The sequence below is a fragment of the Bradyrhizobium sp. T-12 genome (assembly GCF_058314695.1).
Window position 1 is genome coordinate 568,223 of sequence record NZ_JBZFQJ010000002.1, and the last position, 24,135, is coordinate 592,357.

The 24,135-nt window shown below is 59.8% G+C and carries 24 protein-coding genes; 14 read left to right on the top strand and 10 right to left on the bottom strand.

The features are described 5' to 3' along the window. Nucleotides 1-80 precede the first annotated feature (80 nt). Complete coding sequence (locus AC0WRY_RS37005; protein WP_128930202.1) at nucleotides 81-1,268, bottom strand: L-talarate/galactarate dehydratase; 1,188 nt, start codon at nucleotides 1,266-1,268, stop codon at nucleotides 81-83. A gap of 55 nt (nucleotides 1,269-1,323) precedes the next feature. Next, nucleotides 1,324-2,676, bottom strand: coding sequence for an MFS transporter (locus AC0WRY_RS37010; RefSeq protein ID WP_128930054.1), 1,353 nt, complete (start codon nucleotides 2,674-2,676; stop codon nucleotides 1,324-1,326). A 122-nt stretch (nucleotides 2,677-2,798) separates the two neighbouring features. Between AC0WRY_RS37010 and AC0WRY_RS37015 the strand changes: the two genes are divergently transcribed. From AC0WRY_RS37015 to AC0WRY_RS37025, 3 genes are all read left to right on the top strand, one after another. Next, entirely contained in the window at nucleotides 2,799-3,716 is a 918-nt protein-coding gene (locus AC0WRY_RS37015) for a LysR family transcriptional regulator (RefSeq protein ID WP_128930053.1), read from the top strand. A gap of 246 nt (nucleotides 3,717-3,962) precedes the next feature. Then, on the top strand, nucleotides 3,963-4,415 hold the full coding sequence (locus tag AC0WRY_RS37020; RefSeq protein ID WP_128955143.1) for a mobile mystery protein A: 453 nt from the start codon (nucleotides 3,963-3,965) through the stop codon (nucleotides 4,413-4,415). Further along, nucleotides 4,412-5,002, top strand: a complete 591-nt coding sequence (locus AC0WRY_RS37025; RefSeq protein WP_128930051.1) for a mobile mystery protein B — start codon at nucleotides 4,412-4,414, stop codon at nucleotides 5,000-5,002. Before AC0WRY_RS37020 ends, AC0WRY_RS37025 begins: the two co-directional genes overlap by 4 nt. A gap of 218 nt (nucleotides 5,003-5,220) precedes the next feature. On the opposite strand, the gene AC0WRY_RS37030 is transcribed toward AC0WRY_RS37025, so the two are convergent. After that, complete coding sequence (locus AC0WRY_RS37030) at nucleotides 5,221-5,880, bottom strand: type IV toxin-antitoxin system AbiEi family antitoxin domain-containing protein (RefSeq protein ID WP_313753859.1); 660 nt, start codon at nucleotides 5,878-5,880, stop codon at nucleotides 5,221-5,223. Nucleotides 5,881-6,101: 221 nt separating this feature from the next. Here AC0WRY_RS37030 and AC0WRY_RS37035 point away from each other — a divergent pair, with 221 nt between their 5' ends. The 10 genes from AC0WRY_RS37035 (at nucleotide 6,102) to AC0WRY_RS37080 (ending at nucleotide 15,241) form a co-directional block, all read left to right on the top strand. Beyond that, nucleotides 6,102-7,754 (top strand): IclR family transcriptional regulator domain-containing protein, encoded by a 1,653-nt coding sequence (locus AC0WRY_RS37035; RefSeq protein WP_128930050.1) that lies wholly within the window; start codon nucleotides 6,102-6,104, stop codon nucleotides 7,752-7,754. Nucleotides 7,755-7,771: 17 nt separating this feature from the next. Further along, complete coding sequence (locus AC0WRY_RS37040; protein ID WP_128955142.1) at nucleotides 7,772-8,878, top strand: mandelate racemase/muconate lactonizing enzyme family protein; 1,107 nt, start codon at nucleotides 7,772-7,774, stop codon at nucleotides 8,876-8,878. A gap of 138 nt (nucleotides 8,879-9,016) precedes the next feature. Next, complete coding sequence (locus tag AC0WRY_RS37045) at nucleotides 9,017-9,745, top strand: ribonuclease activity regulator RraA (protein ID WP_128930048.1); 729 nt, start codon at nucleotides 9,017-9,019, stop codon at nucleotides 9,743-9,745. Nucleotides 9,746-9,749: 4 nt separating this feature from the next. Next, the gene (locus tag AC0WRY_RS37050) at nucleotides 9,750-10,223 is read left to right on the top strand and encodes a nuclear transport factor 2 family protein (RefSeq protein ID WP_128930047.1); all 474 of its coding nucleotides are present in this window, start codon (nucleotides 9,750-9,752) and stop codon (nucleotides 10,221-10,223) included. Between the two features lie 17 nt (nucleotides 10,224-10,240). Beyond that, entirely contained in the window at nucleotides 10,241-11,035 is a 795-nt protein-coding gene (locus tag AC0WRY_RS37055; protein WP_128930046.1) for a shikimate dehydrogenase family protein, read from the top strand. Nucleotides 11,036-11,389: 354 nt separating this feature from the next. Then, nucleotides 11,390-12,187, top strand: a complete 798-nt coding sequence (locus AC0WRY_RS37060; protein WP_128930045.1) for a transporter substrate-binding domain-containing protein — start codon at nucleotides 11,390-11,392, stop codon at nucleotides 12,185-12,187. A 34-nt stretch (nucleotides 12,188-12,221) separates the two neighbouring features. Beyond that, nucleotides 12,222-12,905 (top strand): amino acid ABC transporter permease, encoded by a 684-nt coding sequence (locus AC0WRY_RS37065; protein ID WP_128930044.1) that lies wholly within the window; start codon nucleotides 12,222-12,224, stop codon nucleotides 12,903-12,905. 15 nt (nucleotides 12,906-12,920) lie between these two features. Continuing rightward, nucleotides 12,921-13,568, top strand: a complete 648-nt coding sequence (locus AC0WRY_RS37070; protein ID WP_128930043.1) for an amino acid ABC transporter permease — start codon at nucleotides 12,921-12,923, stop codon at nucleotides 13,566-13,568. Further along, nucleotides 13,552-14,286, top strand: a complete 735-nt coding sequence (locus AC0WRY_RS37075; protein ID WP_128930042.1) for an amino acid ABC transporter ATP-binding protein — start codon at nucleotides 13,552-13,554, stop codon at nucleotides 14,284-14,286. The genes AC0WRY_RS37070 and AC0WRY_RS37075 overlap by 17 nt, the downstream gene beginning before the upstream one ends. A 58-nt stretch (nucleotides 14,287-14,344) precedes the next feature. Continuing rightward, on the top strand, nucleotides 14,345-15,241 hold the full coding sequence (locus tag AC0WRY_RS37080; RefSeq protein WP_128930041.1) for an aldose epimerase family protein: 897 nt from the start codon (nucleotides 14,345-14,347) through the stop codon (nucleotides 15,239-15,241). 146 nt (nucleotides 15,242-15,387) lie between these two features. Here AC0WRY_RS37080 and AC0WRY_RS37085 read toward each other — a convergent pair whose 3' ends face one another. The 7 genes from AC0WRY_RS37085 to leuC form a co-directional block, all read right to left on the bottom strand. Further along, nucleotides 15,388-16,419 carry an aldo/keto reductase gene (locus AC0WRY_RS37085; RefSeq protein ID WP_128930040.1) on the bottom strand — a complete coding sequence of 344 codons (1,032 nt, stop codon included), beginning with the start codon at nucleotides 16,417-16,419 and terminating at the stop codon, nucleotides 15,388-15,390. A gap of 83 nt (nucleotides 16,420-16,502) precedes the next feature. Then, a complete protein-coding gene (locus tag AC0WRY_RS37090; protein ID WP_128930039.1) occupies nucleotides 16,503-16,823 on the bottom strand; it encodes a putative quinol monooxygenase in 321 nt (106 codons plus the stop codon). A gap of 282 nt (nucleotides 16,824-17,105) precedes the next feature. Beyond that, nucleotides 17,106-18,413 (bottom strand): lipase family protein, encoded by a 1,308-nt coding sequence (locus tag AC0WRY_RS37095; protein ID WP_232995552.1) that lies wholly within the window; start codon nucleotides 18,411-18,413, stop codon nucleotides 17,106-17,108. 21 nt (nucleotides 18,414-18,434) lie between these two features. Beyond that, nucleotides 18,435-19,649 (bottom strand): mannonate dehydratase, encoded by a 1,215-nt coding sequence (locus tag AC0WRY_RS37100; RefSeq protein WP_164933591.1) that lies wholly within the window; start codon nucleotides 19,647-19,649, stop codon nucleotides 18,435-18,437. Between the two features lie 24 nt (nucleotides 19,650-19,673). Continuing rightward, nucleotides 19,674-21,023, bottom strand: coding sequence for a 2-hydroxycarboxylate transporter family protein (locus AC0WRY_RS37105; protein ID WP_128955141.1), 1,350 nt, complete (start codon nucleotides 21,021-21,023; stop codon nucleotides 19,674-19,676). A 44-nt stretch (nucleotides 21,024-21,067) separates the two neighbouring features. Next, nucleotides 21,068-21,676 carry a 3-isopropylmalate dehydratase small subunit gene (gene leuD, locus AC0WRY_RS37110; RefSeq protein WP_128930036.1) on the bottom strand — a complete coding sequence of 203 codons (609 nt, stop codon included), beginning with the start codon at nucleotides 21,674-21,676 and terminating at the stop codon, nucleotides 21,068-21,070. Next, nucleotides 21,673-23,097: a 3-isopropylmalate dehydratase large subunit gene (gene leuC / locus AC0WRY_RS37115; protein WP_128930035.1), complete on the bottom strand. Its 1,425-nt coding sequence runs from the start codon at nucleotides 23,095-23,097 to the stop codon at nucleotides 21,673-21,675. The genes leuD and leuC overlap by 4 nt, the downstream gene beginning before the upstream one ends. A gap of 59 nt (nucleotides 23,098-23,156) precedes the next feature. On the opposite strand from leuC, the gene AC0WRY_RS37120 reads away from it, so the two are divergent. Beyond that, nucleotides 23,157-24,131: a LysR family transcriptional regulator gene (locus AC0WRY_RS37120; protein WP_237864940.1), complete on the top strand. Its 975-nt coding sequence runs from the start codon at nucleotides 23,157-23,159 to the stop codon at nucleotides 24,129-24,131. Nucleotides 24,132-24,135 lie beyond the last annotated feature (4 nt).

A 24,135-nucleotide genomic window follows, 5' to 3' on the forward strand; every position in this document is an offset into this window, starting at 1 on the left:
TTCAACTCCTCGTAACGTGCTGCTAAGTCTACTCGGCCTCAAAAGGCTGGGCCGGCGGGGCCGGACCAGCCTTCTGTTTATTAGGGCCGCTTTCCGGCTTCGTGAGTGGCGCGAGTCCATGCCCGAGCCTGATCCGAGAGGCTGAAGCCGAGGCCCGGTCGGTTTGGCACGATCATGCGTCCATTCACGACATGGAGTTTCTCGTTGAACATGGCTTCCGACCACTCGAAGTGCTCGACCCAGGGCTCGCGGCCGTAAGCCGCCGTCAGATGAAGGTGGATCTCCATGCAGTAATGGGGAGCGAGCTGCAGCTTCTTATGGTCGGCAAGCGCGAGGATCTTCAGGAAGGGGGTGATGCCCCCGACGCGGGGGGCGTCTGGCTGAATGAAGTCGACCGAATTGTGCCGGATCAGCTCGTAATGTTCATCGACGCTTGTTAGCATCTCACCCGTGGCGATCGGGGTTGCAAGCTCCTTGGCGAGCGCGGCATGCCCTTCGTAATCGTAAGCATCCAGCGGCTCTTCGATCCAGGTCAGGCTGAACTGCTCGGCAATGCGACCAAACCTCAGTGCAGTCGTGCGGTCCCATTGCTGATTGGCATCGATCGCCAGCGGTACGTCGCCAATATGTTTGCGCACTGCCTCGATGCGGGCGAGATCAACCATCGGGTCGGGCTGGCCGACTTTGAGCTTGATGGCGCCGATGCCCTTTTCGAGCGCCATCGAGACGCGCTCCTTGACCTCCTCGATGGGCATGGAGAGATAGCCGCCGGATGTGTTGTAGCAGCGAACCGAATCTCGGTGGGCGCCGAGCAATTTGGCCAGCGGCAGCTTCGCTCGCTTGGCCTTGAGATCCCACAACGCAATGTCAAAGGCGGCAATTGCCTGGGTTGACAGTCCACTACGCCCGACGGAAGCGCCGGCCCAGACCAGCTTGTCCCAGATGCGCGCGATGTCATTGGGATCCTCACCTATAAGTTCACCGGCAATTTCCTTGGCATGAGCGAACTGCCCGGGCCCTCCCGCGCGCTTCGAATAGCTATAGCCGATGCCACTATGGCCCTGCTCGGTTTCGATCTCCGCGAACAGGAACGCGATCTCCGTGAGCGGCTTTTGGCGGCCGGTAAGCACCTTCGCGTCGCTGATCGGTGCGGCAAGTGGAAGGAAAACCAGCGATAGCTTGACCCATGCGATTCGATCGGTGGTGGCTTCGCCGGGCGCAAGTCCCGCAGCTAGCGGATTGGCAATGATGCGTGTCGTGTTTTGCATAAAGTTCATCTGTTCGTCCTCTTTCGTCGTTGAATACTCTTCTGCGGCCCGGCGTCTATTCGGCTGGTATTGGCGCAGCGCGAGGAAGCTCGGGCCTTTCCTGAATGACGGCACGTTGAATCGGGCCCACGATGACCCAGTAGCTGATAATGGCGAGTAGGCCATGGAGGCCGACATAGAGCAGCGCGCCATTGAAGGATCCGGTCGCTGCAAGGATGTAGCCGATCGCAACCGGGGTCGTGATGCCGGCAGTATTACCGATCGCGTTGAAGACGCCGCCGGTCAGCCCGATGACTTCTTTTGGCGCGGTATCGGCCACTACGGTCCAACCTAGCGATCCAAAGCCCTTGCCGAAAAAGGCGGCGCTCATCAGGACTAGGATCAACGTGGTGGAGTCTGTGTAATTGCAGCCGATGATCAGCATCGTCATCAACAGACCAATCGTAATCGGCGTCTTCCTCGCGGTGCTTAGCGATCCGGTCCTGCGAAGAAGCCAATCTGAGAAGAAGCCGGTCATGACGCCGCCAACGAAGCCGGCGATGGCCGGGATGGTCGCCACTAAACTTGCGTCGAGTACCGAAAAGCCGCGGGCCTTGACGAGATAGCTCGGAAACCAGGAGACGAAGAACCAGGTGATGGATGTAATGCCGTACTGCGCGAGGAAGATGCCGACGAGCATGCGGCTGCGGAAGACTTCGGCCAGATCCGACCATTTTGGACCGCGCTCGGCGGAGCGCACAGGAGCTGCGCCGAGGTCGACAAGGCCGCCACCAGAGCGAATGTGATCGAGTTCAGCTGGCGCGACTTTTGGATGTTGAGCAGGCGGATAGTACGTGACGAACCAGAGGGCGGAGAATGCGAGCCCTAGGACGCCCATCACAGTGAAGATGTGCTCCCAGCCGAAGCGATGATCTAGATAGCCCATCAAAGGCGTGAAGATCACGAGGGAGACATATTGCGCGCTGTTGAAGATCGCGCCGGCAATGCCGCGCTCGCTCGATGGAAACCAGGCAGCGATGATGCGCCCAGCAGCCGGCCCGACTGGAGATTCGAACACGCCAAGCAGGAAGCGCAAGGCGAGCATGGCCAGAAACGGATAGGCGAGCCAGGCCACGCCGCTCATCAGGAACGTGACGACCGACCAGAGGATCAATCCGACCAGGATGCTGAGCTTTGCGCCGAGCTTGTCCGTGATCCAGCCAGCGGGCACCTGAGCCAGCACGTAGGCCCATGCGAAAGCGGAAAACATCCAGCCGAGTTCGACCGGGCTGATGCCAAGAGCCTTGGACATATTGGGGCCCGCGATCGAGAGCGTCGCTCGATCGCCGCTGCTTAGTGCCAGCAACATCGTGATGAGTGCCAAGATCACGAAACGAAATTGGAAGCGCGCCACTCTGCTCCCTGACATACGATCCTCCCGTCGAGGTTTTCCCGGATCGATCTCTCGCCGATCACGGAGCCCAACCTAGACGCAGGATCAATTCACGTCTAAACTCAATTTTGGATCGAGCTAATACCTTAAAGTTATCAATGATCGAATTTGCACAAATTCGTGCCTTTGTTGCGGTTGCCGACGAGCTTCATTTCGGGCGAGCGGCCAAGCGCCTCAACATGACTCAGCCGCCACTCAGCCGGCACATCCAGATGCTCGAGCAACAGCTCGATGTGACGCTGCTTGAGCGAACGAGCCGGTCGGTTGAGCTGACCGTCGCTGGAAGGGCGTTTCTCTCTGAAGCGCGAGGGCTGCTTCAGCAACGGGAGAATGCGGTGAAGGCTGCGCGACAAGCAGCCTTATTGGCTGGTGGTGCCCTGACGATCGGCTTCGTGGGTGCTACAACTTACGGGTATTTGCCTTGGCTTGCCTCGTGCTTGCGCAGCGAACTACCGCACATCGAAGCAAGCTTTGTCGAGCTGACCTCGCGCGAGCAGCTCGAAGCTCTCAAATCAGGGCAAATCGATTTCGGCTTGGTGCGCCCATTGCAGACGGCCGAGACGGTCAGAAGCGCATGCGTGTTCCGCGAGGAGCTGGCGCTCGCCCTGCCACTCGATCACCCGCTCGCGGGGCGGCGCCGGCCCGAGCTTGAGCAGCTCGATGGGCAACCCTTCATCATGTATTCGAGCGCTGGCCCCTACATGAACTCGCTGCTGACCATGGCGTTTGGAGCCGCCGGCATCCGGCCGAATGTCGTGCAGTCGATGAGCCAGGCACAAGCCATCCTCGCGCTGGTCAGCACGGGGTTGGGTCTTGCGATTGTTCCCGGAGAGACCCGCAATGCCTGCTTCGACAATGTCGTGTTTCGGCCTATCCGCTTTGGGCGCTCTATCTTTGCTGAATTGCACGCCATCTGGAGAAGTGACAATCGCAATCCTGTTTTACCGCGCCTGCGCGAGCTTGCCTTTCGGGACGAGGGCAGCGGTGTCCGCCGGCCCTTGCAGCTGCAGCCCTAGAGGCCACTAACCAGAACGCGGACCCGGATTCGGTCCGCCACCGCCGCCCTGGGGTGGCTCGTCGCTTACTTCTGCAATGATGTTAAATGGTTGACGAAAGGTCGTAGTGAAGGCCCTGCGTCACTTCGATAAGATTTATCTTATTGTCAACCTTGTGTATTATAAGAAAAAGCTTATTACCGCGGGAAATATTAATATGGTATTCCTTATAGATTTATCAGCTCGTTATATGGTATATCTTATCGGATGAAAGACGCTATCCGGCATCTCGACAGCCGCTTTGCCGCGCTCCGAGCGCTCTCGCACTCCCAGCGCCCTCCCAAGGGCTGGATTCGCGCGATCCGCGACGCCCTCGGCATGACCACCGCCCAATATGCCAAGAGGCTGGGGGTTTCGCAGCCACGCATCGTGGAACTCGAAAAATCCGAGCAAGGCGGCAGCGTAACCCTCAATACGCTTCAACGCGCGGCCGAGGCCCTCGGCTGCAGGCTGGTCTATGTGCTTGTACCCGACCGCCCCCTCGCAGAAGTTGTAACCAAGCGAGCTGCTGAGGTCGCCGAGCGGCAATCACGAGCTATCGAGCAAACGATGCGGCTCGAGGACCAAGCGGTGGAGGACAATCAGGCTGCCCGCGCGCTTCGGGAACAAGCGATCGAGGATTTGTTGAAACGCCCCGCGCGCCTCTGGGACGACGAATGACTGAGACTGATCTGCATGCCGCCGACGATCACGCGACACCGCTGACCCCTCAGGAGCGCGAAGATCTTATCCCAACGCACATTACCTTACGTAGCGAGTTGAACGAACTGGAGCAGCAGAACATCGCGACGGCAAACCGCTGGGCGTTTGGCCGCCGCAAGGTTCCGACGCGGGAAAGTTTTCTCAAGAGTTTGCATCGGCGCATGTTCGAACGCGTCTGGCGCTGGGCTGGAAAATTTCGAACGACGGAGCGCAATCTTGGTGTCGCGCCACATCTGATCGAAATTTCGCTGCATCAGGTGCTCGACGACGCAAGGTATTGGATTGAGAACAACACCTATCCACCGGACGAACTTGCGGTTCGCTTCCATCACCGCCTCGTATCCGTACATCCGTTCCCAAACGGCAACGGTCGCTGGTCACGATTGGCTGCTGACTTGTTGATCGTGCAGCTTGGGGGCCGGCGCTTTACATGGGGCGCCGCCGGCTTGCAGACAGCCGGCACCGCACGCAGGGCCTACATTGCAGCGCTTCAGGCTGCCGACAACCATGATTTCGGGCCCCTCATCGCTTTCGCGCGATCATAAAATGCCCGGCCCACCATCGGGCAAACCCTAACTAAACCAAGGCGCTTTCCTTAGCTAACTCGGTCTACGTCGGAATCAACAGCAGGGATCCGCAGATTTCGCCTGTAGAGCAGCCGTTCGAACGCATACTGTGTGAGCAAGAGATCGAAAGGCTCGTTACGCTGTTTGCAAGATTGAGCAGGCGGCCACGGATGGATGCTCCGACATTCGTCAGCGGCCTACGCATTCAAGGTCAGCGTCTCAAGGCGCGGCTGAACGATTTTGTCCCATATGCCGGCTTCGGCGGCGTATTTTGCGATTTCGGAGGGTGTCGCTTTGCGCAGTCTGATCGCGTCTTTCATCGCTTGCGTGGCGTGCGCAAGGCCTGTGGGGACGTTGTAGAAGGCTTTTTGACGTTGGCCGCTCTTGAAGAGATCGACGATAGTTTTGGCCGGTGTGTAGATCGGTACCGAGATCCCTTCGATGGTGTAATGCTTGATCCCCTTGTCAAACTCCTTGGGACCAAAGCGCGTAATTTGAATGCGAGGCCGCGCAATCTTGGGCCGCCAGTCGCGCGGACCGATCGCCATCCATACATAGGGCGGGATGCGGTCTGTCAGCTCATGGAAGGCGAGCGCAGACTCGTAACAGATGACGCCGTTTCGAATGAGTTTCGCAGCAACTGCGAGCGAGTGGTTACTGTCGAGCAGTGCATCGGGTAGCTGGTAAAGGCCGCGGCTGAGCTGATTGAGCGTGCCCTTCTGTTCCATTCGGGAAATGGTTGCGGCCGTGATCCCTTCCTGGAGAAATTCAGAAAGGCGCATCATGCCCCGCTTCTGAAGAAGCGAGATCGCCCTATCCCTCTGGCGTTGTGGTTGCTTCCTCATGGAAACCCGCATGATACAAAACCTTGCAAGTGTCAAGATTTTGCACAAGGAGTTATATCAATGCGACGTTCCCACAAGACAAATGCCTTTTTGAAACCAAGCACATAACCCCTCGCTTCACTGGCTCGGAATCTGCCCCTCCGGGTCTCACCATGTGGGCAACCCGGCTGGATGAGGCGCACCAAGCCTGCGACAGGCTGGATGGTCTCGTCTCGTGAACCTAAAATTGGGCCATGTCTGAACACGAAGTCGAGTGGTCGCCGGAGCTGATCCATCCTAAGAATGTCGCCGGGACGGCGCTTCTGGGAAAGGCCTGCGATATTCTCGAGCTGATCGGCAGATCACCCGGCGTCCTCGACCAGGCGCGTCTTGCGGACCAGACGGGCATCCCCAGGGCGACCCTGTATCGCATCCTTGCGGCGCTGATCTCGCGTGGACTGATCCGGGCAGATCCGCGCACCCAGGCCTACACGCTTGGTTTCAACTTTCTCGATCTTGCACAGAATGCTTGGTCGTCGTCTGACCTTGCGTCAATTGCGTCCGTAGAGTTGAGGCGCTTACGCGATTTGACCGGTGAGACCGCCTATCTCGCGGTTCAAGACGGTCACCACGTGCTCTCGCTCGGCCGCTTCGAGAGCGCACATTCCGAGCGATCCAATGCGAGGCTCGGCGCGCTTAAACCGATGCATTGCACAAGCCAGGGCAAGGCGATCCTCGCTCATCTCTCCGACGCGCAACTCGACTTGGTGGTCCGCGACGGGCTTGCCAAGTTTACCGAGAAGACGATTTGTGACGGCGAGCAGTTGAAGGCACATCTGGCCATCGTCCGTGCGCGCGGCTATGCGATCGATGACGAAGAGATAGTTCTCGGCACCCGCTGCGTCGGAACGGCTATTCTCGATCCCGCCGGCAAACCGCTTGCGGCCATCAGCGTGGCCGGCCCGACTTTTCGCATCACCGCCGAGCGCGCCGAACGATTAGGGCAAGAGCTCGTTGATGTCGCAAGACGGATTTCGAGCCTGCTCGCACCTGCCATCAAGAGCGCTCGGCATGATCCGGGAAATTACAAGGTCTGGACGAAGAGCACAGCCTTTGTGGGCGCGGCGCCGCGCTGGGATGCGCGCGCGCAGAACTTGGTTTGGGCCGACCTGTTGGCGCCTGCTATCCGCGCCGACGGCGGGCATCCCTTCACCGTCTCGCTGCAGGCGCTCTCTGAGGGCATCAACTCGCTGTGCCTTGTCGAGGGCGGCGTCGCCTATTCAGTTGGCCATGACATCGTGATCGACAATTTATCGGGCGGCCAGGAGCGCATTGAAGGAAAGCCGGGTATTTCCTTCAAAGTGCTGCGCGTCTCGGAGGCTGGTGAGATCTGGGCAGCAGCCTACAGCGCCGAGGCCAACATAAGCCTGGTTGGACCGTGGCGACGGCAATCGGGGATGGAACCGGTGTTCGAAGTGCAAGGCCAGGTGAGCGACATCGCCTTTTGCGGTGATGCCGGCCTGTTCGCGACGGAGCCATCGCGTCAATGCGTCTATCTGCTTGAGCGAAAGGCGGCGCGAAAGCGAAAATTCGCCGATATTCCGAAGGTCGCGGGCGCTCCTTGCGCCCTCGCCGTCGACGAGCAATTTAACCCATGGGTTGGATTGTCGGACGGCTGGAGCGTCGTGAAGCTTAATGAGAGCGGAGAGATTGAGCGAACCGTCGCCCTCCCCGTGCCAAGACCAACCGGTATCGCGTTTGGAGGAGCCTCCCTGTCCGAGCTCTTCGTGACCAGTGCCCGCACCGGCCTGTCGCGCGAAAGCCTCGCCAATGCTCCTCTTTCGGGACACCTCCTGTCGATCGATGTCGGCGAGCGCGGCCTCGCCGATCCAGTCGCAAGGCTTTGACCCAGGCCACTCGCATTATGCCCCAAAGCAACACCGTACCCAAGATCATCTCACTGCAAACCTTTCCGGTGCGCATTCCGTTCGCCGATGGCGGCCCGGGCACGGGCGGCACGCCGTCCCGCTGGCATCGCCTCGACATGGTGCTGATTCGTATCGAAGATGAGGATGGGCATGTCGGCTGGGGCGATGCCTTTGCCTATTTCTGCTTGGAGGCGGTGCGCGCGGCCGTCGATCACATGATCGCGCCGTTTGTGACCGAGGCAGCCATCGACGATATCGCTGCCTGGAACCTGGAGGTGCAAAAGAAACTTCATCTCTTTGGACGCTACGGCATAACCATGTTCGCGCTGTCAGGGGTCGACATCGCGCTGTGGGACTTGAAGGCGAAACGGCAGGGCGTGCCGCTATGGCGGCTTTTCCGGGCGAATGCGCCGACGCACCGGCCGGCCTATGCGAGCCTCGTCAGGTATGGCGACAAGGACCTCGTCGCTGAGCAATGCAAGCGGGCGCTCGAGCGCGGCTACCGGCACATCAAGCTTCACGAGATCGCCCCGGATGTAATCAGGCACGCGCGCGAGGTCATCGGGCCCGGTGTCGCGCTGATGGTTGACGCCAATTGCGCCTGGTCCATGCAGGAGACGATCGCTTTGCGAGAAACGTTCCGCGCCTGCAACACCTTGTGGGTGGAGGAGCCGGTATTCCCGCCCGACGACTACAAGAGTATGGAGGAGATTGAGAAGGCCGCAATCCCCGTTGGCAGCGGTGAGAACGCCAGCACGGCCTTTGATTTCATGCGGATCATCAACGCTGTTACCTATCCACAGCCGAGTATGACAAAAGTCGGCGGGATCTCCGAATTCGTCAAGATCTTGGCCGCATGCGAGCGACACGGTAAGAGCGTCATGCCACATACGCCTTACTTCGGGCCGGGATATCTTGCGACCCTGGCGATGCTGCCTTTGATGCAGGAGAAGACGCTGATCGAGTTCCTGTTCGTCGACCCTGAAGTGTGGCTCGCGAGCACACCGAAGCCGGTGAAGGGGGTTGTCAGCGCATCTGATCGCATCGGCATCGGCTTTGAACCAGATCTCGATGTCCTCAAGCGCTACGCTCCCCGCACCTGATCTCAACATGTGAGACGGCGCACTCGCTGCGAGCTTGATAGGCCTTCCGCCGAGCACTGCTGCCGCTATGGTGATGCCTGAAGGCAAGCATTGCACTGCTTGCGCTGGTTTAGATTCCGTTCTTGGAGGTAGATACGCATGGCTCCGATTGCTTCCCAAACCCTCGAAAAGCTGAAGGCCTGCTCGACAGCGACGCTGACCACGCAGCTCTTCAAGCGCAACTATCGTCAGCAATTCCTGGTTGGGATCACGCCGCTCAATCCGAGCGCTGGTGCGTTTGCCGGGGAGGCTTTCACCTTGCGCTTCATTCCCTCGCGGGAAGACAAGGACTGGGATCTTTCTGATCTCCGCAAGCGGGGTGAGGACAATATGCAGTGGGAGGCCGTGGAGGCGATTGGTGCAGGCCAAGTCCTGATGATCGACAGCCGCAACGACCCGCGTGCCGCATCGGCCGGCAACATGTTGATGACGCGCATGATGCGCAAGGGCGTTGCGGCAGCCATTACCGACGGCGCATTCCGCGACGGGACAGAAATCTCAAAAATGGCGTTTCCCGCTTACTGCAGGGCCAACACGGCCTCGACGCGCCCTGCCTATCATCGCGCGGTTGACATGCAATTGCCAATCGGCTGCGCCGATGTTGCCGTTTACCCCGGCGACATCATCGTCGGGGACAGCGATGGCGTCGTCGTCATCCCACGTGCCATCGCCGAGGAGGTGGCGGAGGAGTCTCATGAGCAGGAGCTGCGCGAGAGATTTCTATTCACCAAGATCGATGCTGGCGCGCCTCTTTGGGGCACCTACCCGCCGAACGAGGCAACGCTGAAGGAATACGCGGAATGGCGAGCCCGGCGAGCGGCGGAGTAAAGCGATGGGTGCGCTCACGAAAGCCGCGCAGGCGGAGGCCTTGATCCGCCGATACTTTCAAGCCTGCAACGATGCCGATCACCAGGCGCTGCTGGACTGCTTCACGAGCAATGCTGTCCACTATTTCCCACCCGGCCTGCCTGGTGCGCCCTGGCGCGGCGCTCAGGCAATAGCCGACGGCTGGGTCTGGTGTGTCAAAACGATGGGATCGCGCTGGACCATTGAGAAGGTTCTGGCCAGCTCGGACGGCCACGAAGCGGTGATCGAATGGACCCATTGGAAGACGGCCCTTGGTGAGGTGCTGCGCGGCGATGAATGGTACGTCTTCAACGACGACGTCACACGGATTGCCGAGATCCGGGCCTACTATGCCTCTCCCGTCAACAAGGCCGAGACAGTCAACAAGCTGCATGACTTCGACTATGAGGCCAGGGGCTATGCCATGGCGCCGCCCTCGCCTCCGCCCAAATTGTCCTGAAGCGCCCGGGCCTGTTCATGACCTCACTGACCGGAAAGACACGCGTTCATGCGCTAATAGGCTCGCCTATTTCGCAGGTGCTGGCACCGGGCTGGCTGACCAAGCGAATGGAGGATGCCGGATATGACGGTGTGCTGGTGCCGCTGCAGGTCGAGAGAGGCAATCTTGACACGGCTCTGGCGGCCCTCAAAGCAATGCTCAACATCGACAGTATTCTTATCACGCTGCCACACAAATTCGGGGCGATCGCGCATTGCGACCGCCTGTCTGATCGCGCCAAGGTCCTCGGGGCGATCAACGCCATGCGACGAGAACAGGACGGCCGCTGGCTCGGCGACAATTTCGACGGTGCCGGTCTGACTGCCGGATTGAAGAAGGCGGGCCATGCCATCGCCGGCAAAAACGTGTTCATGGTCGGCGCGGGCGGTGCAGGCTCCTCGATCGGCGTCTCCATGCTCGAAGAAGGCGCCCGCCGGTTGACCTTCCACGACCTCGACGCGTCAAACCAGAACAGCCTGTTTGACAGGCTTAGTAAGGCATATCCAGGCAAGGTCTCCATCGATACTGCCGTTCCTCGCGATTGCGATATTGTCGTCAATGCGACGTCGGCAGGCTTGCGGGACGGCGACCCGCTACCAGTCGATCCCGCTCAACTTGCGCCGCACATGATCGTTGCCGACGTTATCACCGATCCGGTCCCGACAAGGCTCCTGTCGGAGGCAGCCAAGATTGGCTGCGCCACGCGAGACGGCACGCACATGCTGGATGGACAGATCGCGCTTCTGTTCTCCTTCATGACCTCTGGTCATTGAGCATCAGACCGCTCACTAACGGCGACAGTCTCACGAAGTGAGACGATCTCTCGCGGACAATGAAAGACGGGCTTCACGTTGAAAGCCGCGCTCGCTAACGTTTCGCGCAATCATAACAACAATACTTGGCACTCTGGAGGAGACACTTGCGAACGCCATCGAGGCGGTCGGGCCAAAGGAATCGATCGCCGCCTGCTCCCTGAGTGGTCGCTCTGCCTGGCACCGCCGCGACGAGAATAACGCCGGGGCGGAAGCGGATGCGCTCCGAATACCGAGTCCGAATCGACCTCTTCTAGCCGAAAATCTGGGCGTAGCTCTAATTCGAACAGTCAATTGCCATCGGGAGGATTGAAAATGAAGACTCTTGCTAGAGTTTTGACAGCTGCTGTTGTCTCGCTGGCCCTCTTGGGGCAAACAGCGACAGCCGGGACGCTTGAGAAGATCAAGTCCGCGGGTATCATTCGCATCGCCGTCGATCTCAGTGTCCCTCCCTGGGCATTCAAGGACGAAGACCTCAATCCCACTGGCTCGGAAGTCGAAACAGCTAAGCTCTTGGCTGCCGATCTCGGCGTGAAGATGGAGATCGTGGGGACGAACAGCGCCAATCGCATTCCTTTCCTGATGTCGCATCGCGCAGACGCAGTCCTTTCGGCCTTGTCGATCACTGATGAGCGCAAGAAGCTGATCGCGTTCTCGCTGCCATATTCTGGAGCGACGTCCTATGTGGCAGCACCGAAGAGCATGCAGATCAAGACGTTCGCTGATTTGTCGGGAAAGCGCATTGCCGTCACGCGCGGCACGACGAACGATGCGGATGTGACTGCGGCGGCCCCGCGAGATGCGGAAATCGTGCGCTTTGAGGATGAAGCAACGACCATGACGGCGGTCGTGTCCAACCAGCTTGACTTGGTCGCGCAGGTGCCGACCCTTGTCGACCTGATCAATAAGAAGAACCCGGCCAAAGAGCTTGAGCTGAAGCTGCCGCTTCGGACCGCGCCTATGGGTGTTGGCATGCGTAAGGAGGATACGGATCTGAAGGAATGGGTCGACAGCTGGGTGAAGAAGAACATCGCCAACGGAAAACTCCAAGCGATCTTCAAGAAGTTTCAGGGCGCCGACCTGCCCCAGGAAGTCATCGCCGCGTCTCAATGACATGGCCTACGGCCCTTGAAACGAGCAAAGTCCTATGACTTACAATTTCGACTTCGCAGCCGTGCTGGCTTATTGGCCGCTCCTGTTGGAGGGTATCTGGACGACGCTACGGCTCACTTTATTCTGCACGGTGTTCGGCATCCTTTTAGGTGGTGCCTGCGCCGTGGTCCGGACCGGCGGGCCAACCTGGGCCCGTTGGATCGTCTCCTTGTATGTGGAGTTCATCCGCAATACGCCGCTGCTCGTGCAGTGCTACTTCCTAATCTTTGGCATTGCGAGCATGGGAATTCGGTTGCCCATCCTGGTTGGTGCGACCATCGCGCTGACGGTCAATATCGGAGCTTATACGACTGAGATCGTGCGTGCGGGCATTGAATCGATCCATCGCGGCCAGCTTGAGGCGGCGACCTGCCTTGGACTGTCGCGCACCCAAACCTATCTGCATGTGATTATTCGGCCAGCGCTGGAGCGCGTCTATCCGGCGCTGTCGAGCCAGTATGTTCTGTTGATGCTGGCCTCGAGCATCGTGTCCTCGGTTGGCGTTGAGGAGCTATTCGGGATCTCTAACCGTATCCAGAGCGAGACTTATCGCAATTTCGAAATCTTCGTCGTGCTCGGCGGCATCTATCTAGGTCTCGCCATACTGGTACGTGGGGGTTTTGCTCTCCTCGGGCTTGCGATGTTTCCTCGCCGCCGCAAGCTCGGAACCCCGCTGTGAGCATGGAGATAGCAGATGAATAGCGCCTACATTCTCTCGTTGCTCCAGGGGCTATGGGCGACGGTCGTATTGAGCCTGTTAACTTTCCTGTTTGGCGGCATCGCCGGCTTCATCGTCGCTCTGGCACGCATCTCGCGGAATTGGGCGATTTCGCGCGGGGCGGCGGCCTATATCGAGATCATGCAGGGACTTCCGTTGCTCGTCCTCATGGGTCTGTGCTTTTACGGGCCGAGCATTTTGGGCTACGACTCCTTATCTCCGCTGACGGCAGCGACCTTCGCGCTCACACTTTACAGCAGCGCCTATCTGGGCGAGATCTGGCGCGGCTGCATTCAGGCGGTGGCGAAGCCGCAATGGGAAGCCGCAGAGTGCCTCGGCCTGACGCGCTGGCAGCGCATGAGGGCTGTCATCCTGCCGCAAGCTCTGCGCATTGCCATTCCACCGACAGTCGGCTTCTTGGTCCAGATCGTCAAGAACACATCGATCGCCTCACTTGTGGTCGGATACGCCGAGCTCTCCTACAACGCAAAGATCATCAACAACGCAACATTTGAGCCGTTTCTCTACTTCGGCATCGCTGCCCTGATGTACTTTGCGATCTGCTATCCGCTGTCGGTTCAAAGCAGAGCCCTCGAAAGGAAACTCAATGTCGCCAATCGTTGAATTAAAGGACGTGCGCAAGAGCTTTGGCGAGCTGGAAGTCCTTAAAGGTGTCACCTTTGAGGTGAACAGGGGCGAAGTCGCCGCTATCATCGGCCAGAGCGGATCGGGCAAGAGCACGGCGCTACGTTGCATGGATCGCCTGGAGACCATCCAAGGCGGCTCGATGCTGATCTGCGGCCACGAGCTCCATGATGACGACATCGACTTGAAGTCTTTGAGACGCGATGTCGGAATCGTTTTTCAAAGCTATAACCTCTTCCCGCACCTGACCGTGGCCGAAAATATCATGTTGGCCCCGCGCATGGTAAAAGGCATGAAGCAGCGGCAGGCCCGCGAAATTGCGGATACTGTGATCGCCAAAGTGGGGCTGCGGGAGAAGATGGACTGCTATCCGGAACAGCTTTCCGGCGGGCAACAGCAGCGCGTAGCCATTGCCCGCAGCCTTGCCATGGAGCCTAAGTTGATGCTGTTCGATGAAGTGACTTCAGCGCTCGACCCGCAGCTTACGGGAGAAGTGTTGCGTGTCATGGAGCAGCTCGCGGCCGACGGCATGACCATGATCCTGGTGACCCATGAAATGGCCTTTGCCCGCAAGGTGGCGGACCGCGTCATTTATATGCGCGATGGCAAGGTGCACGAAATGGGATCGTCGGACATCCTGCGGATGCCTGCGACGCCCGAGCTGGCGGCGTTCGTCGCCGAATCAGCTGAGCATTAAGCTGCGGCAGTGAACGGGCGCTCAAACGGTCCATCTCAAATGGTTTGAATGGCGTTCTATGATCACCAACCAGCTTTTGACGGCCGGTGCGGCTCGACTTGGCTTCTCGGCGTCCGCTGGCGGACGCGTGACCTCTCTCGAGCTGTGCAGCAGCAAGGGTAGCGGCTTGCCGCGACGGGTCTTGCGTCCGTTCCCGGCCGGGGTAGAGCCCGCTCAGTTACTGCGCTGGCCCAAGGGTGGTATCTATCCCCTCGTCCCCTATAGCAACCGCGTGAGGGATGGGGTTCTTCTCTTCCAGGGTAAGCGGTACGAGCTTGCGGCCCATCCCGACGCGCTGCCGCATACGTTGCACGGGCATGCGCACAGGATGCCTTGGGAGACGATCTCGCTGACGCCATCGCAGGTGACGATGCGATACTCGCACAAGGGAGGCGCCGACTGGCCTTGGGCGTTCAGCGCAACTCTTAAGGTCGAACTTGAACCCTCGCGTGCCATATTTTGTCTCAATCTTCGAAACGAGGCGCAGACGCCGATGCCGGGTGGAATCGGCCTGCATCCCTATTTCGAGCACCAAGTCGATGACAACATAGAGTTTGACGCACCGATCGACTGGGCCGTGACGACGGACTATCTCGCCGCGCTGCCGGATGCCCATTCTGCCGGGCCCACAGCAGATTCATTGCCGCCCGGTGAGGTGACGCTTTATCGCAGTGGATGGCGCGGGCTCTGCGTTATTCACCGCTCGAATGGTGATCGGATTGAAATGCGAGGGGATCCTGCATTTTCGCATTTTGTGCTGCATCGGCCCGCTGATGCCGCACATCTATGCGCAGAGCCCGTCAGCCACGTTGCGGACGGGTTCAACCTGTTCGCTCGCGGTTGTGCTGACACTGGAACTGTGATTCTGGAACCCGGAGACGAGCTGAAGGGCTCTGTTGTGATTTCCATGAGTTGATAGCCGCGGATGGTCAAAGCTGCGGATGGCGTCGGACATTTGGTCTCCCTTTGCAAGCGCCGCGCCCCGGCAGGGATGGACCGTTCAGGCGAGCATTGTTCGAAAGTGCCAAACATTGCGAGACCCTAGCCTGCCAGTTGCATGCATTACCGAGAGATTCCGCTGAGCGGACGAAGTAATTCAGGGAACATAGACTGATGTGAATAGGGATAGGGTGCTGGCGAGGCGCTCACTTGGTTCAAGCGCTCCACCTCCTTGATGGAAAGTTGCCAGTCGAGGGCTGCGATGTTTTCAACGAGCTGTTCGGCCGTGCGGGCGCCAATGACGACACTTGAGACGGTTGGCCGGGCGAGTAGCCAATTGATCGCAACTTGAGACGCGCTTGTCCCGCGCTCCTGCGCGATATCGTTGAGCGCATCCACGATGTCAAAGAGCTTGGCGTCGCGCTCGGTCAGGCCTCCGAATTTCGCCGCTCGGCTGTCGGCCTGCGGCGGCCGGTCACGGCTGATCTTGCCGCTAAGCTTGCCGCCGGATAGCGGGCTCCATATGATGGCGCCTATGCCCTGATCGAAACCCGCGGGCATCAATTCGTGTTCATAGTCCCTGCACAGCAAGGAATAGTGGACCTGATGCGAGATGGGGCGCGGCAAGCCAAGCCAGTCAGCGGTGGTGGCCATCTTGGCCAGCTGCCATCCGGAGAAGTTAGACGCCCCAATATAGCGGACCTTCCCGGCCTTGATCAGTTCCTCGAAGGCGCGCAGTGTTTCCTCGATCGGTGTATTTTCGTCATAGCCGTGGAGTTGCAGCAGGTCGAGGTGATCGCAGCCAAGTCGCTTCAGCGAGGCCTCGCACGCCATTATGATGTGCTGCCGGCTCGCCCCCATTCCGTTCGGCCCGCTATGCGAGCGGTAGCCGAGCTTGGTGGCGATCAGGGCCTGCGATCGGCGTGAGCCCAGAGCCTTTCCGAGGATTTCTTCCGCCGCGCCCATCGAGTAGACGTCGGCGGTGTCAAAGAGATTCAGCCCCGCATCGAGGCATATGTCGACGAGCCGTCGGGCCTCCGATAGATCGGTCGTGCCCCACTTGCGAAAGAACTCGTTCCCACCGCCGAAAGTCGCTGTCCCAAAGGCCAGGGCTGGGATCCTCAGCCCTGAACGGCCGACACCCCTATGTTCCATCACATTGTCCTAGCCATAAGCACCCTGTGCTTGCCTCGTTGCAAAGCGGCTCATTTTGGATGCTCGATCTCGGGGGAGCGTCATCAGACTTCATCAATCACAGCGCCCATCTCGATCCGGGTCTGGCTCGACACAAGAGCACGGATCCGAGCCTTGCGGACGGGAGCGTGCCTGGAGTTACGGTGCGCCTCGACGGCCTCGTAGTCGTCGAAGAGTTCATTGGACATGAAAGTATCCGGCAGCACCACGCCATCAGGATTAACCGCCTGCAGGATTTCGAAGCGACGACAGCCAGGCTCCTCCGCCAGGGCGATTGCCGCAGCCTCTAGTAGTGTAGCCCTCAATTCCTCCTCACAACCCGCCTTCGCGACAAAGCGCGCGACGATGGCTAAAGTTCCTGACATGGCTTTCTACCTCAAGAGCGGAGAGACGGTCGCGGCATATGCCGACCGATAAGAAACAAGAAATAAGCCGCCGGTCGTCACGGGCGCGAGCGCTAGAAATCGAAAGGATCGCGCTCGACGAGACTAACCCAACGAAAGCCTCCCCTGGCGCACTTGGAAGGGGCTCAATTTAGCCGAAGGCGCAGGTCAAACCGGCAGCCCAGAGCTTCTCAGAAAGGACTGCCTGGCTTGGATCGCATCGGTTCGTGCAAACCGATGCGCTAAGATGCAAAGAACCGCTAGTCAGTCATTGAAGGGTATACCAGGCGCCGGTGTCGTCGGAAGCCCCGGCTCGGTAATGCGCGCGCAGTTGCTTGGCGTCTTTTTGCCTTCAAGTGTCTGTTTGAAGAACGCCAATGCGTCCGGGAAAGCGGCAATCAGGCCCCCGTTGTGAGTGGCACCAGGATAGGTGTTCCAAACGACCTCGTTTCCGGCCGAGCATAAGGCCGCCACGGCTGCATATTGGCGACGGGGCGGCAGTACTGAATCGGCCAGACCCGTGCCAAGCAGAACGGGCACCGGCAGCCGCACGGGCTTCATGTCGGTCGGAGACGCAAGGCTCGCTTCGATGTTCGCGATCGGTTGGACATAGGCGTTGTCGGCGGTGACAGTATCTTTCTGCGCGATCGCGCGCATCTCGCCGGTGCAGCCTTCTCGTGCTGCGCGTAAGACGAGCCTTCCCTTGTCAGTCACGAGGTTGTCTACGGGGGGTGCCTCATCGGGAAGCGAACCGCCGAGCATCATGAGGGTGAGGTAAATCGGCGAGCCAACCTTGAATGCCTCCGCAGGCCGGTAAGGGCCGTCGGGAAAGGTCGACACGACCCCTGTGGCGACTGTGGCGAGCAAGGGTACATCTGGCGCATAGTTCGGTGCGACCGTTGTTGCGCCCAAAGCTGCGCCTGAGCCTTGCGACTGACCACTGATGAAGACCTTGGGAGCGAGCTTGTCGCCATGGGCGGCGCGCGCTGCCCGGACGGCATCGAGCACGGAATGCCCTTCAGCTTCCCAGATCAGGTAAGGATGCGGGCCGGGACCGCCGAGACCCTGGTAATCGGTGGCAACGACCGCAAACCCATTCTCTAGCCATTTTTGGATGTAGGTTGCATCGCGCGGCTTGTGCCCGGCCCAGGACGGCGCGCACACGTCCGCAACGCCCAGCGTGCCATGAGCCCAGGCCACGAGGGGCCAGCCTCCGGCCGGCGGTTCTCCAACCGGCAGATACAGTGTCCCGCTCACCGGTACGATCCCGGCGTGCCAACGTACATCCGTCGAACTGTAGAGAATGCGTTCGGCGAGAGCCGCTTTCGTGATCTCCGGCTGGGCCTTCATTGGCTCTTCACGCAGCATCACGCCCGGCCTTGTGGGCAGCGGATCGGTCCAACGATAAAAAGCCGATAGGTTTTGATCGCCCCATTGGGGGCCAGTCGGCAGCGCGGTGTTCTGCGCGAAGGCCTCGGATAATGCCAAGGCCGAAAGGATCGAGATTGCGAGCACCGACTTCATTGTGAACCTGTTGGGATTGAGCTTTAGCAGCCTGTTCATTTTCTTCATCCGATCTGGTTCCATAACGGGCTATCGTGCGATGGACTTGAGCGCCTCTTCATGGGCAGCGCGCAGGAGGCCGAGAATGTAGCCGTTTGCGAACGCAAAGCCTATCACGTAAGAGGGATCATCCTGATGACGCGGACTATGATCGGCCAGCAGTGAGCCGCCGCTGTCGCGAAGCAGGCGAATGATGTTGAACAAGTCCACATCGCCCTCGTCATGATAGACCTCGACGAAGTCGTTCTGGCTGGCGCGGACATTGCGGAAGTGGATCTGATGAATCTTCTTTCTCTTGATCAAACCGTATAACAGCGCAAGCTGATCAACCCCTTCAGGCATCGATTCCCGTGAGACCCCGGTATCGTATTGAAAGCCATTATGAGGTGAATCGTACAGCTTCTCGTATTTGAGCAGCGCGTTCGCATAATCGCCGGCATCGAAGCTGTCGACACCGAGATAGCCGAGAGGCAGGCCGCCCGGATCGTAGGGGTGGCAAGCCATTTTGACCCCGCTCTCCGCGGCCACGGGGATGACGCGGGACGCCCAAACATGCAGGCGCTCCCAATAGTCGTCCGCTGAGACACGGCCTGCAGGGGTCGGCGGGAGGTCGCGCCAATTGTCTTCTAGCTTGAACGCGTCGTATTCCGACCCACCACGGCCCTGAACTTTGCGATTGCGCCGGATCGGGGTCAAATTCCAATGATAGCTGATGATCTTGACCCCGGCGCGGCCGGCGGTTTGGACGTTTTCGCAAATCAGATCCAGATAACGGTCGCGTTCCGGCCCCGGCGCCATCGCGATGTACGCCGAATCCATCCGGATGCTCTCCCAGATGAGATCGTTTTTCTGCAGCGTGTCGGCGATGCGCATCATGCCTTCGAGGCTCCAGCGCGTGGTGGGCTGAAGCCGCGCGCCTCCCATGCCCGTGCCGAGCGCCTGAGCGCGAGCAAGCGCACCCTCGTCGGGCGTATCGCTTCCAAAGACGTCCGGAGCGGCGTTTCTCGTCTCCAGCGAGACATCGAGATAGCGAATGCCCCACCGCTGGTGCCACTGCATGTTCTGCCGCGAGGTCACCGGTCCTCTGTCGAAGTTGCGTTGGCCACCCAGCCTGATCTTGTCGTTGACGCGCACGGCAAGCGAAGGGACGCCGCCGCTTGGCTCCTGCTCCGCGACCGCTGCACCTGACATGCCAGCGCTGGCGGACATGGCCAATAGGGCCTTTGTAAAGTCGCGCCGATCCATTTGTTGCATCTCCAACACGCCAGATCAGGATAGCGACTTCAGCAGCAGGGTCGCGATCACAATCATGATCGCCCCGCCGACACGAGTGGCGATCTGGGCGAATGCCATGAGGCCCATGCGATCGGCGGCGCCAAGGATGGCAACATCCCCGGTGCCGCCCAGTCCCGAATGGCAGGCGGTGACGATCGCAGCCTCGACCGGATACATGTTTAGCCACTTGCCGACATAAAAGCCGGAGGCAATCATGGCCAGCACGGTCGCGGTGCAGATCATGATGTATCCCGGGTTGAAGGAGGCGACGAGTTGTTCCCATTTGACCAGCAATGCGCCCATGGCGACGAGGATCGCAAAGGTCAGGTTGGTCGACATGAACTTGTTGATCTGGTAGGCGCCGAGCTCCATCTCGTTCGGTAGGATCTTGGTCAGCTTCAACGCGACCGCCGCGATGATCATCATGATCGGTCCAGGTATCCCTGTAAATGGCGCTAGGGTCATGCCAAGCACGAATAGACCGCAGGACAGCACCATACCTGCTCCCAGCAATCCGAGATCAATAGGCCGATCGGGCCGCACGTCGCCTAGGATGTCATTGTCGCCGGTCTTGACCAGCATGCCCTGCCCGCTCAGATCGCGCCGTCTCTCGCCAAGGCGCGCAAGAAGCCCGGCGCAAACGATTGCGACCACGTTGCCGAGCAATGCCGCAGGCACCATGTGTGCGACAAGATCGGCTTGCGGCCGCTGCAAGATCTCGGAATAAGCAATGGAGAGCGGCAATACGCCCTCGGCAAGGCCGCCGCCGACGATCGGAATGATGATGAAGAAGAACGTGTCCTTGGGAGTATACCCGAATGCCAGCCCGACCAGAATGCCGGCCGAGACGGCGGCAATGGTCCCGATCAGAAGCGGAACGAACATGCGGATGAAGCCTTGAACCAAGACGCGGTAGGGCATTCCGAGGATTGAGCCTGCGACGAGACAGGCGATGAAGAAGTATTGAAAATTGGCGGTCCGGAACGTCGTGGTGATTGCTTTAAGGGCGGCATCCGGCATCAAGCCATAGCTTACCAGTGCTGCCGGAACGAACAGGCATAGGATCGCGGTCCCACCGATCTGCTTGAGAACCGGTATCGTCTGGCCAAGCTTGCCCAGCAGAAAGCCGAGCAGCATGAGGACCAGGAGACCGCCGATCACATCGTTCGGGAGCTTTCCAGAGTAAACCGCGGCAGCACAGACGATGGCCGCTCCGACGTATATGCTGATTGGCAACGGGCCGATCTTGACGCCGTTGAGCTTCGTCGAAGGGATTGCCTCCGGCGCGGCCGGACGAAAAGTCGTGTCAACCAAAGTTCCCTCCAATTTTGTTATTTTCGTCATCCGGGCTGCGGCCAGTCTGCTGGCCGCGAGGACTGGCTTGCCAGTCAGAAGATCCAGGGATTCTCCGCAGCATGGCGTGCTTCGAAAGCGCGGATGTCGTCAGCAAGGACCAGGGTTGATGCGACGAAATCCCGGCCCGTCAGGAACGCCTCTTTCCTCGTCGGCTCGATGTCGAATTTGATCGGGCGGCGGCCACGGTCGAAGCGGATCGTCTGCGCTGCAAGATCAACGAAGACGTCGTTGCGCTCACGATGTGCCACAGCGTTAGCGATCTCAGCTACGAGATCGGGTTCGAGCGAGATCGTCAACAGGCCGTTGTTGCCGCAATTGTCATTGAATATCCCGGCGAAGCTGGTGCCGATCAATGCCCGGATGCCGAGCTGTTGAAGCCCCCACACCGCGTGCTCGCGGCTCGAACCGCAGCCGAAATTTGGGCCGACCACGAGGAAGCAAGCGTTGCGATAACCGTCCTGATTGAGAATAAACTCGGGATTGGGTTTACCGGCGGAGAAGCGCAGCAGATTGAAGGCGCCCTCGCCCAGCCCGCTCCGGTCCACGCCCTTAAGAAACATTTTGGGCATGATCACGTCGGTGTCGATGTTTGGCGACATCATGGGTGCAGCGACGCCTGAAACTTGATCGAATGGCATCATTGGCCTGCAACTCCCAGCAGTGAACGAACGTCAGCGATGTGGCCGGTGACCGCGGCCGCGGCCACCATTGCCGGACTCATGAGATGCGTGCGGGCGCCTGGTCCCTGGCGGCCTTCGAAATTTCGGTTGGTCGAGGACGCACACCGCTCTCCGGGCTTGAGCACATCGTCATTCATGGCAAGGCACATCGAGCAGCCGGATTGCCGCCATTCGACGCCGGCATCCGTGAACACTTTTGCAAGGCCTTCAGCCTCGGCTTGCGCTCTGACGTGGGTCGATCCCGGCACTACGATTGCCCGTACACCGGCCGCAACACGGCGGCCACGAAAGACCTCGGCCGCGTCGCGCAAATCCTCGATGCGCGAATTCGTGCAGGAGCCGATGAACGCAAAATCGATCGGGACGGATTGAATGGGATCACCGGCTCGAAGCCCCATATAGCTCAGGGCGCGAAGGGCCGCGGCCTTGCGTTCAGGCGCCACCTGTTGCGCAGGATCGGGGATAATATCGGTCACTGCAATTGCCTGGTCGGGGCTGGTTCCCCAGGTGACGAGAGGGGCGACATCCGCGACATCGAGCGCAACCTCGCGGTCGAACCGGGCATCGGGGTCCGAGGCGAGCGTCAGCCATTTCTTGGCCGCTCGCTCCCACATCTCGCCCTTTGGCGCGCGCGGCCGGCCCTTTAAATAGTCCAGCACCTTCTGGTCCGGGGCGACCACGACACCACGCGCGCCCGCTTCGACGATCATGATGGACATGACGATGCGGCCTTCGACGCTCATGTTTGAGACGACGGGGCCAGTGAACTCAACGGCATAGCCAGTAGCCCCGTCGGCGCCGATCCGCCGGATGATCTCCATGACGATATCTTTCGGCGTGACCCCGAACGGGACGTCTCCGGTGAGGTGGATGCGCATCGTTTTGAGGCGTCGGTAGCGCACCGTCGAGGTTGCAAGATAGTGCTCGATATCGGAGGTCCCGATGCCATAGCCGAGCGCGCCGAAGGCGCCATAGGCGGTGCTGTGGCTGTCGCCGGCGGCGATGACCATACCTGGCATGACGAGGCCCTGCTCGGGGGCGACGACGTGCTCGATGCCTTGGCGCGGATCGAGAATATCGAAATATTCGATGCCGAAATCCCGGGCGTTTTCAGCGAAGTAGTCAACTTGGCGCGCGGCGCCGCTATCCGGCATGGCGCGGGTGCGTTGTGCGGCTGTAGGGTTGACGTGATCGACCACCATCAGCGCCGCTTTGGGATTCCAAACTTTCCGCCCCGCGGCGCGCAGGCCGGCAAACGCCTGGGGGCTGGTATACTCGTTGAGGACGGTTCGGTCGACGTACAGCAGGACGAGCCCGGCATCATCCAGATTGCGGACCACATGGGAGTCCACCAGCTTGTCATACAACGTGCGCGCGGCCATCCCGCCTTCCTCCAAAGCTTCTTTCCGGCCACCGTGACGCGCGCGCGACTAGAAATCCAATGCCGGATGCTGATATCGTTATGCAAGGCCTGCATAAACGAGAGCTCTCCATGGAGATCAACTGGTTATACGATTTCATCGCGGTTGCGACAGCGCGCAGTTTTTCACGGGCCGCAGAGGAGCGAAACTGTTCCCAGCCGGCGCTCAGCCGGAGGATACAGGCGCTCGAGGTCTGGGCTGGCGCATCGCTGCTCGATCGCACCACGCACAGCGTCAATCTGACGCCCGCTGGTGAAGCCTTTCGTCACACTGCTGACGATATCGTGCGCAGATTGAGTGCCGGCCGGCTCGAGGCGCAGGAGCGGGCGCGCGGTGCCTCGGACGTACTGAAGTTCGCCTCGACCAATGCGCTGTCGCTGACGTTCTTTCCGGATTGGCTGCGTCGCATCGAGACCGAGCTACCATTCGTGCCCAACGTACAGCTCGTTGCCAATCATATGGAAGGCTGCGAACGGATCCTCTTGGCGAGCGATGCCCATTTTTTGCTTTGCCATTATCATCCGGCCGCCACGACGGCGTTGACGCCGTCGCATTTTCGCTCGCTGCATGTTGGTGACGATCGGCTGATCCCCGCATCGGTGCCGGTTTCGCGCCGCAACCGCAAGCCTCGCTTCAAGCTTCCGGGAACGGAGGGCGCGCCTGTACAGTTCTTGAGCTTCCGTTCAGAATCAGGGATGGGACGGATCCTGGAAGCGGTGCGTGCCACCTCCCCCTTGCAAGCTCATCTTCACACAACATTCACGTCGCATCTGGCGAAGCTTTTGGTCACGATGGTTCAGGCAGGCCGGGGCATGGCGTGGCTGCCGGAAAGCCTGATCAGTGATCAGCTTGCCTCTGGCGAGATTGTCGCGGCAGGCGGGCAGCAGTGGTACGTGCCGATCGAGATCCACGTATTCCGGCCTAAACTGCGGCTCGCCCAGGCGGCGGAGGCATTCTGGCAGCACATCGAGAAAGCAGCCACACATTCACGATGACGTA